Raw genomic sequence first — 2147 nt, forward strand, 5'->3', positions numbered from 1 at the left:
TTTCGGCAGTCGAAACCGAAAGGTTTCTCCTTTCTCAACTCGCGGAATCACCTCAAAAATAACTCTCAAACTTCCTCGAAAATAAATTTAAACAGTTTCTGAGAAATGGGACGCGTCCGAGAGCGTCCCATTATATATAACGAAGAGTGAACTGTTTTGGTTATGACAGATGATTTCTTAGGGAAGCCACTGCATACTCCGGAATCCCCGGGTCTTTTTCTGCTTCTTTTAGGATTTCACTGGCGAAAGGGAGTCGCTTGAGCAGACGGAATGCGAGCATGTCGCTCTCTTCCGGGGTTCTGACGGAGCCAAGAAGCCAGGTTGCCTTTTCCAGAGACATTTCGTCGACAGGGAAAAGATATGTGGCAAGAATGCGCGATTCGCGGACTTCACTGTCGTTCCATAAGGCTTCCGCCAGTTCGGAAGAGGGGGTGAGATCTTTTGCGATTGCAGCGATCTGCGGAATCTGCAGACCGAAAATCACCTTGTGTGGCATTCCCGCTTTCCGCAAGGTATCGGCTACGATACCGTTGCGGAAAACGAAAAAATCCTTTTTTATTGACTGAAGATCCATATTACTCCATTCTTCTCGGTTACTGCTTTATTTCGCGCTGCAGACTTTTGCAGTGTTTCCGCATTTACCGATGAGTGGAGAATATTCGCGGCTGAGACGCAGCATCTGCTCCACGTAGTTCTCAGGATAGGAAATCTCAATGTCCGTGATTTCTCCGGCTTCGTTCACTATCGGAGTGTATACAGGATTGATGAAACCTCTGTATGGAGGAATATCGAGTTTCGAATAGCGGGAGAGAACCTCTTTGTGAAGTTTCGGGTCTACCTTGACAGCATACTTCTGCACGAGCTCGTTGCCTCCTTTGTAGTCGCCTTCGCTCTTTATGCGCTGAACTTCGGCGAGAAGCGTGCCGATGAGTTCGCGCATCTTGGGATAGTCATTGACCTTTACAAATGTCTTGCCTCTCTTCTTGGTGAGTTCCACGACATCTTTGCCGCCTTTCCCTTTCTTTCTGCCGTTTTCCAGAATCCAGCGTGCTATGAGCTGGCGGTTGCGCATGTGCGCCTCCTCCACGTCCTTGCCAGGCTCGATGCGGTTGAGCTGGGTCATGAGTCCGTTGAGAAGGTATTTGTAATATTCTGCCTTGTAGGCTTCGGGATTGTCGAGTATTCCGAGTTCAAGAAGTTTGGGATCCGCGAGATAATAGAGGGCGAAAAGGTCGGCGCGGGCTTCCTCGAGAGTGGAGCCGTGTTCCTTGAGCGCATCGGGGTCGACACCGGGGAGGAGCTGTCCGGAAGCGTGACCGAGACATTCGTGAAGATCGGTGTGGAGCATATCCGTGATATAGAGATAATCTTCCATTATCTTGCGTGTCGGAGCGTCGATTACGAACTCCTCGTTGAAGCCATTGCCGTGAGATGCCATTTCATAAGCCTCGGTGATGTTCTCCAGAGTCACGGATTTGGAGCCATGCTGTGCCCGGATCCAGTTGGAGTTCGGGAGATTGATACCGATCGCGGTAGCCGGGAAAGCGTCGCCGGCAAGCATCGCCGCCGTGATGACCTTTGCCGAAACACCTTTCACCTTGTCTTTTTTAAAGCGTTTGTCCACAGGAGAGTTGTCTTCGAACCATTGCGCGTTGGAGGATATTGTCTCTGTGCGGGCGGAAGACTTGCCGTTGCGGAAGTTTACATAAGACTCCCATGCCCCCGTCATGCCAAGAGGATCGCCGTAGCTCTCGATGAAACCGTTGACAAAGTCTATGTCCGATTTTGTATCTTCTGCCCAGAGAATCGAATATTCATCGAAAAGACGGAGGTCTCCGGTGATGTAGTAGTCGATGAGTTTGGTTATATAAGCCTTCTGCGCGTCATTCTCGGCTACGTTCTTTGCCATGTCGAGCCAGTAGATGATCTGGGAGATAGCCGGTCCATACACACCGTTCAGACTGTAATGCTGTTCCTTGATTTTGCCGTTCTCCTTCACAACACGAGAGTTGAGTCCGTAGGAAATCGGAGTGGGGTCATCGGCTTTCTTTATGGAATTGTAATAAGCCTCCACCTCTGCCTGAGTCACGCCGTCGCCATAAAGATTGTTGGCGGATNTGGCGATGACATCATGCGTACCGTCCTGA

2 protein-coding genes are annotated in these 2147 nt (G+C 50.1%); both read right to left on the reverse strand.

What is annotated here, in order from left to right:
- Window positions 1-160: 160 nt before the first annotated feature.
- A complete protein-coding gene (locus JX312_RS12655) occupies window positions 161-574 on the reverse strand; it encodes a DNA alkylation repair protein (protein WP_204458257.1) in 414 nt (137 codons plus the stop codon).
- A gap of 27 nt (window positions 575-601) precedes the next feature.
- A partial coding sequence (locus tag JX312_RS12660) for a dihydrofolate reductase (protein ID WP_204458258.1) occupies window positions 602-2147 on the reverse strand: 1546 nt, incomplete at its 5' end.

It is taken from the genome of Barnesiella sp. CU968 (assembly GCF_905219685.1).
In the GTDB taxonomy this organism is placed as follows: domain Bacteria; phylum Bacteroidota; class Bacteroidia; order Bacteroidales; family Muribaculaceae; genus Lepagella; species Lepagella muris_A.

Excerpts from the sequence above, each read along its gene's own strand:
- JX312_RS12655 (WP_204458257.1), bottom strand. The coding sequence starts at position 574 with ATGGATCTTCAGTCAATAAAAAAGGATTTTTTCGTTTTCCGCAACGGT.